General features: G+C 58.0%; 7 protein-coding genes and 1 pseudogene. All 8 read right to left on the bottom strand.

Annotated features, from left to right (window positions below; genetic code table 11):
• A pseudogene (locus HA630_RS10590) lies at positions 1–210 on the bottom strand (1,6-anhydro-N-acetylmuramyl-L-alanine amidase AmpD); the annotation flags it as partial.
• A gap of 31 nt (positions 211–241) precedes the next feature.
• Positions 242–1,843, bottom strand: a complete 1,602-nt coding sequence (locus HA630_RS10585) for a hypothetical protein (protein ID WP_166834574.1) — start codon at positions 1,841–1,843, stop codon at positions 242–244.
• A gap of 11 nt (positions 1,844–1,854) precedes the next feature.
• Entirely contained in the window at positions 1,855–2,982 is a 1,128-nt protein-coding gene (locus HA630_RS10580) for a hypothetical protein (protein ID WP_166834572.1), read from the bottom strand.
• Between the two features lie 10 nt (positions 2,983–2,992).
• Positions 2,993–3,679 (bottom strand): prepilin-type N-terminal cleavage/methylation domain-containing protein, encoded by a 687-nt coding sequence (locus tag HA630_RS10575; protein WP_166834570.1) that lies wholly within the window; start codon positions 3,677–3,679, stop codon positions 2,993–2,995.
• Between the two features lie 13 nt (positions 3,680–3,692).
• On the bottom strand, positions 3,693–4,244 hold the full coding sequence (locus tag HA630_RS10570) for a GspH/FimT family pseudopilin (RefSeq protein WP_166834578.1): 552 nt from the start codon (positions 4,242–4,244) through the stop codon (positions 3,693–3,695).
• A gap of 8 nt (positions 4,245–4,252) precedes the next feature.
• A complete protein-coding gene (locus HA630_RS23635) occupies positions 4,253–4,645 on the bottom strand; it encodes a type IV pilin protein (protein ID WP_166834576.1) in 393 nt (130 codons plus the stop codon).
• Positions 4,646–4,830: 185 nt separating this feature from the next.
• The gene (locus HA630_RS26570) at positions 4,831–5,211 is read right to left on the bottom strand and encodes a prepilin-type N-terminal cleavage/methylation domain-containing protein (protein ID WP_166834568.1); all 381 of its coding nucleotides are present in this window, start codon (positions 5,209–5,211) and stop codon (positions 4,831–4,833) included.
• A 173-nt stretch (positions 5,212–5,384) separates the two neighbouring features.
• On the bottom strand, positions 5,385–6,824 hold a 1,440-nt coding region (locus tag HA630_RS10555; RefSeq protein ID WP_243855380.1), incomplete at its 5' end, for a sigma-54 dependent transcriptional regulator.

The raw sequence follows: 6,824 nt of genomic DNA, 5'->3' as shown, positions 1-6,824 counted from the left end.
GCCGGTGCGGCGGATGAAGTAGTGCGCCGACACCTGCAGGCCACGGATGGCCTGGAAGTAGGGGTGGGCGTCCCAGTCCAGCGTGTTGGTGAACAACTGCGGCACCTCCGGCCCGCCGTACTGGCCGGGCGGCAGGCTGATGGAGTGCACCACGATCAGGCTGACTTCGGTGCCGGGGGGGCGGGGGCCGAAGTTGGGTGACCAGTTCATGCGATTGACCAGCAAGCACAGGCCGATGGTTTTAGTTGCAAGTCAAATTCTGATTGGTCAAATTTGTCACCACGTTTTGATAGCTCAGTCCGGCAGTGAATTGCGAAGTGGCAGTGTCCCAGCGTCCAATGTTTCCGGATGAGTTGTGGCTCACTTGGCACGTGTAAGTGCTTCCGTTCACTGGGCAAATGAAGGTTGCTGCTGAAGTGACGGCTCGAATGCTTATTCCACAATTGCCAACGCTTCCAGATATTGTCTTAAAGCCGCCGTCTAGGCCCTCGGTGTAGCGGTCAACAATATAGCCTGAGTAACGAATACTTGGTATCCCTGGTGTTACCGGCGAAGTGGCTCTGCTCAACGGCGCACCGGTACGCATCAATATGTTGTAAGTCGCGCCATTGGTGTTGGCGCCAGTGGCAACAACGCCCGTGGTGTTGCCAATGCGTTCGGCGCAACCGCCAAATTGACCATTCGGCCTTTTAATGACTAAAAAATCCAATCTGGAAAGTCTGGTCAGACCGGGGTAGCCAGGCATAAGCATGGTCTCATGGCCGGTTAATACACCGCTTTGACCAATAACACCTGTACCGTCAACAATTTCAACCTTGTGGGACCTTGCTGCCTCAACGTAAGAATTGTTTTGTTGGTCATCTGGGCAAGCGTAGTTTTCCGGATTGCTGTTGGAAACTTCGTAGTTCAGCAGGCCGATGTTGCCCGCCCAACCCTCCGGAACATAACAAGTGTATGCAGCCGCACGGTCGTCGGGATCGCTTAATGCCCCACCAGTTGTGTCGTTGGCATTCCGCATACCGTATGTCAGCGGATTGTTTTCCTCGGTGAATTGCAGTGGAAAAATACAAAAAGTGATGTCTGTTCGATAAACTGCAATATTGGATAATCTGAGTCTACTGAGATTGACGGTGTAATTTGTATTGCCGACGGTTGTGGTATCCAAGGCGACAATACCTGTTACTCTGACAATCGGTACGTTGCTGTATAAGGCAGTTCGGTATGGGCCGCCTTGCATAGCCACGCGGAGTTCGTATTCTTTGGTTGCCGTGTTGTAAAAAATACCCGAGCCGTCTTTTCCGTTGGGCGTGCCAAGGCTGTCTTTTGGTGTGTTGTCACCAACGCGCACGTTAGAGGGTGTACCGAAGCCACCAGAGCCAGCGCCACCGGGTGGCGGCGAAGCAACATTTTTAGCTGGGTCGTTCCACGCAATGACCCCGTTCAGCGTAACGGTTTGATCTGCGTTTCGTTCGTCGGTCCACGCTACCGTGACCACCACACTGTGCCTAGGTGAAGGCACACAAACGGCAGTTACTACCCAGGACTCGGTGTAGCTTGCATTCACCCCATTTCGAACTATGGGCGCAGCGCTGCTTTGCAGCACCGTGCCGCCTGTGCACCCGCCTACAGTGGAGAAGTGTTGCCCTTGTTGGGTGATGTACCGCAATGTATCCATCCGTGCTTGGGCAATCATCATGGCTTCGGCACGTGCTTTTGCATTTGCACTGGCACTCACAACAGCAGTTTGCATTTTGGCAACACCAAGGAAGCCCAATGCAAGTATCATCATCGATACGACGGCCTCAATCAAAACTATGCCGTTTGAATGGCGACGTGATTTCATGTGATGCCCCTTTAATCCCAATCGCGCCAGCTGTTGCCCACAGTTGATTTGACCGTGAGTTGCTGCATGTTGTTGATGGACTGCTGCGTCATGATGACTTTGACGTTGCCTTGTAGCGATGTGGCGTCGAGCGCAATGAGGCTTCCATATATGGTAGGTGTACCCACTGTGCGGCCCAAGCTGCCAGCTACAACTGATCCGTACACGTTGTGGTTGCCCGATGTCTCAAACTTACCTTTAACGATCAGAATAGTTGATGCATTGGCAGTACCCAAGTCCCTGTCCAGGGTGTAGTCGCCGTCGATGTAAATGATTTTTCCGGCGTAATTGTTGCTGTTTTGCAAGCCGGCAGCGCTGGAGAATTTGAAATCTGCAGCCCCAGCCAGTTGGCTCGCAGAGCGCCCAAGCACACCGGTGTAGAACTCATCGTTGTTGGCGTTTTTAAGGTTTTGGTCGTTGTAAATAATGTCCGGGCCAAGGTAGTACCGGTTCTGCACCTTTTCGGAGATTCGCTGGCTGTCCACGTTGTTGACACGACCAAATGTTTCAAAACTGCCACTGGCACTGCCGATGTCTGAACCCGTCCAGACGTTGATGCCTGTGGCTGTATTGTTGGTGAGTGACAAGTTGCCGCTGAGAAAGCTGGACCCTGCACCTTTCAGAATCAGCGGTGCTTTGGGGGCAGCGCTGAAAAATGGATTTTCAGTGACCAGTGTGCTGACGCGGTGAACAGCTGTCCCGTCATCGCTCCAACCTGTGGCAACGACCATCAGGTTCGTGAGGTTGCCTCCAGCAGGTGCTATGCAGTTGGCGGGCGTTGAGGATGGGTCACAATAGCTGACGGTTGCACGGCGGCCACCCAATGCCGCTGACAGTTCTGCGGCTGTGAACGTGTCGAGTTGGTTTTGTACTTGTGAATCCGCGCCACCGGCAAAGAATGAGGCCAATGCGTAGTCCAGTGCACCATCTGCAACTTCGGCTGCTTGTTTGGCGCGGTAGGCGTTGCTCATCATGGCGTTTTCTGTGATGGCGCTGCGGTTGGCGTAAACCGCCATGATGCTCATCACAGCCAGGAAAACCACGGTTGTCAAAAGTGTGGCTACGCCCCGTTGTTTGTGTAGGTGGTCTCTTTTTTTCATGGTGCAGCCCTTAGTTGGCAACAATCGCGTTGTTACGCACCCTAGCAGATCCAATGACCTGTTTCTGGCTGGCATTGTCTGCGATGAGTGTGGCGGCAACACCGATGTCTATGCGTCGGACTTCTACAGTTCTACCGGCTACGCCAGCGCAAGGCGTGGCCAATTCCCCGATGGGGTTGGTATCGAGGGTGATGCACCGGGCATTCAGGGCCAGATTCAGATTGTTCACGGTCACGAGGTCTGGGTTGGTCACGCGTGTCCAGTCGCCCTGTGTGCAATCGGTCGCTGAAGCAAGATCTCCAGCGGTTTTCATCCAGATGGCGTTGTTCAATATTTTGAACCCCATGCGTTCAGCATTCTGTACCTGTCCATCAGGCACGGCGTCATTGGCCGCGTTGCGGTTGTCGTAGGCGTAGAGGACGCAGTTGTTGTTGACCAGAAAGATGTTGCGGAATGGGTTGGGTTGGGCCAAGTTGGCCCCTGGTGCGCTGCTGTTCCAGTAACCGGCACGGCGCAGGTCATTGACCATGATGTCGGTCACCACTTGTATGTCGTGGTTGAGCTTGTCGGCCCGGAGGTTGTTGAGCACGCTGACGTTGTGGGCCAAAAATGCCGTACCGGCGCCTGCCAGCACAAATATGCTCACGGCCAAGCCAACGAGGAGTTCGACCAGGGATATGCCGCGCTGTTGCTTCATGGTGTGGTCCATATCAGTTGCACGCAGGGTAGCCACCGACCACTGCGCCAGGCGAGCAAACAGATACCCTTCCCAGCAGGTTGACATCAATCTGAAGGCTGTTGCCCGCAGCATTGGTGACCGTCATGGTGAAGTCTGTGGGGGTCCTGTTGGCATCGGTGGCAATCCCCCTTGTGGGGTCAAACCGGATGGACCGTGCCACGGCCACCGATGTGCCCGGGATGTCACCAGGGAAAAAGTAGGCAACGTTTTGGGTGACCCCGTTCACGTCGGTGCTGACGGTGCAGTTTGCCGCGTCCGTGCCATCGCAGGCGTTGGTATCGCCCAAGCCTACGGCCCAGTCGTCACCGGCGGATACGCCCACCCAGATCGGCTTCGACTGTTTGATCGCCTCAACCCTTGCGTAGCTGATGCGGTTTGCCAATGACTCTGCGGCGTTGACCAAGCGCCTGCTGTCAAGGAACTGTGTGAAAGCCGGAATGGCCACGGTCGCAACGATGGCGATGATGGCGATCACCACCATGGCTTCGACCAGTGTAAAACCGCGCTGGGGATATTTTTTCATTTGTAGCCTCAGTCGCGCCAGCAACCGGCTGGACCGCGCGTGCCATCGCGTGTGAGTGTCAGTGGAGTGCAGGCCGCATCGCGGTTGGCTTGGTCGAGTTGTGCAATGCCACGGATGGTGAAGCCCGTTGCCGTTGCGTTTTGCACGTCGAAGTTGTAGAAGTCGAGGGTGTCCACGTTGGCGTTTATGCCTGCCGCGTTGGTGGCCCCATAAAGCGGGTTGTTGGCACGGAAGCGTTCTTGGCGCAGCGCCAGTTCGTGCATGAAAGCCTGAGCCTCCGCTCGGCGGGCTTGTACCAAGTAGCGCATATAGGCTGGATATGCGATAGACGACAAAATTGCTAAAATAGCAACCACAATCATCAACTCGATTAATGTGAAGCCTTTTGTGTACTTGGACATTTGCGCACCTCTTGCGATGAGTATGCCGTGATTACGGCGGACTTTTCTTGTAAACTGATAAGCGGTGGCTTAGAACTGTTAAACGGCGATGTTAAACTACTTTAAATGAGTAATGATACTAAATGTTCATTGCAAATACAAAAGCCCCGTATGGGGCCTTTGTATTCGTAAGAAAGTAGCGGCGGTTACTGAGCTGCTTGTCGTGCACAATTGCCAGTATTGTTATCGCACTCAATAACTGTATTGTTCACATCACGTGCTGTAGCAGTAAAACTTTCGTCAGCTACCAAAAGAGCGGCAGCATCGTAAGTTGAATCAGCGCAAGCAGTATCAGTGTCGGCAGCAGGAGCGTAGGCAGGCATATCGTCTAGCTCTTGGTTTGCAGTTGCAGCAACTGCACCACGTGCAACAGCAACAACTTCAGCCAGGCATGCGTTAACGCGTGAGCGGTTGGTGTAGTTTTGGTATTGCGGCAGCGCCACAGCCGCCAAAATACCAATGATCGCCACCACGATCATCAGTTCGATCAGGGTGAAGCCTTGTTGGGCACGTTGCTTGAGTTTCATGGGTTTCCCCTCCAAAAGTTGGTTGAACCACCCCAAGGTTTTGAGGCTGGTGTGTGTTATGCAGCATCCGTGCCAGCGGCTTCCACGGTGTGTTCTCCTAGGACAAAGCCCCCAAAGGCTCATTTGCATGGGGGTGGTCACATCAAAATTTGATGTGAAATGTTGATGTGCCGTTAGGCGCTGTCGCCCAGGCCCAGGCGCTGCATCCAGTAGCGCAGTTTGGCCAGCGTCCAGCCCAGTTGGCGGGCGGTGCGGCTTTGGTTCCAGCGGTTGTGGGCCAGCAGGGCGGCCAGGTGGGCGCGGTCGGGCTCGGCGTCGGCTGGCCACGGGGTGCCGGGGGGCAGGGCTTGCAGCGGGGCGGGCACGGTGGGGGCAAAGCCGCTGTCGGCGAAGCCGGGGGGTGGGGGCGCCACGCTGGGGGGGGGCTGTATGGCCTCGGCCCCCAGGGTGGGGCCGGTGTGCAGGGCCAGGGCGCGTTCCAGGGTGTTTTCCAGTTCGCGCACGTTGCCGGGGAAGGGGTGGCGGGCCAGGGCGGCCAGGGCGTCGGGCGCCAGGGTGGGGGGCTGGGGCAGGCCGTTGCGCTGGGCCAGGCGGGCCAGCAGGGCGTGGGCCATGTCGGGCAGGTCGCTGGCGCGTTCGCGCAGGGGCGGTATGCGCAGTTCAATCACGTTCAGGCGGTAGTACAGGTCTTGCCGGAAGCGGCCTTGCTGCACGGCGCGGGCCAGCTCGTGGTGGGTGGCGCTGACGAGGCGCACGTCGGTGGCTTCTTCTTGCGTGGCGCCCAGGGGGCGCACCTGCCGTTCCTGGATGGCGCGCAGCAGCTTGGCCTGCATGGGCAGGGGCAGGTCGCCCAGTTCGTCCAGAAACAGGGTGCCACCCTGCGCGGCCTGGAAGTAGCCGGGCCGGTCGGCGGTGGCGCCGGTGTAGGCGCCTTTGCGCACGCCGAAGAATTCGGCCTCCATGAGGTTTTCGGGGATGGCGCCGCAGTTGACGGCCACAAACGGGCCGGCCGCGCGGTGGCTGCAGGCGTGCAGGGCGCGGGCCACCAGTTCTTTGCCGGTGCCCGATTCGCCCAGCACCAGCACCGGGGCCATGGTGGGCGCCACGCGCTGGATGTGCTGGCGCACCGCCACCATGGGCGCCGAATGGCCGACGATGCAGGCCAGCGCGGCGGCGGCCTGGGGCGTGAGGGCGCTGGGGCCGGCCTGCTGGGGGGCGGGGGCCGCGCTGCCGTGGTGGCCTTGGGTGGCGTTGCTGGGCTGGCCTTGCAAGGCGGTGGCCACGGCCTGGCGCAGTTGGGGCAGTTCGACGGGTTTGGTCAGGTAGTCGAAGGCACCAGCCTTGAGGGCCTCGACCGCGTTGTGGGCCGAGCCGTAGGCGGTGATGACGATGGTTTTTTCGGGCCGTTGCTCGGCGGTGACTTGGCGCACCAGTTCCAGCCCCAGGCCGTCGGGCAGGCGCATGTCGGTGATGACGAGCTGGTAGTGCCGTTCGGCCAGCCGGGCGCGGGCGCTGGCCAGGGTGTCGGCGGTGTCCACCCGGTAGCCGACCTTGAGCAGGGTGAGTTCGTAGAGGGTGCGCAGGTCGGGCTCGTCGTCCACGACGAGGAGGTG

The sequence above is a fragment of the Aquabacterium sp. A08 genome, from assembly GCF_011742065.1.
Note: the sequence above shows the minus strand (reverse complement) of the source record. Positions and strands in the feature narration are given on the sequence as shown.

Coding starts and splice junctions, on each gene's coding strand:
- HA630_RS10570 (WP_166834578.1), bottom strand. CDS start 4,244: ATGAAAAAATATCCCCAGCGCGGTTTTACACTGGTCGAAGCCATGGTG.
- HA630_RS23635 (WP_166834576.1), bottom strand. CDS start 4,645: ATGTCCAAGTACACAAAAGGCTTCACATTAATCGAGTTGATGATTGTG.
- HA630_RS10575 (WP_166834570.1), bottom strand. CDS start 3,679: ATGAAGCAACAGCGCGGCATATCCCTGGTCGAACTCCTCGTTGGCTTG.
- HA630_RS10580 (WP_166834572.1), bottom strand. CDS start 2,982: ATGAAAAAAAGAGACCACCTACACAAACAACGGGGCGTAGCCACACTT.
- HA630_RS10585 (WP_166834574.1), bottom strand. CDS start 1,843: ATGAAATCACGTCGCCATTCAAACGGCATAGTTTTGATTGAGGCCGTC.
- HA630_RS26570 (WP_166834568.1), bottom strand. CDS start 5,211: ATGAAACTCAAGCAACGTGCCCAACAAGGCTTCACCCTGATCGAACTG.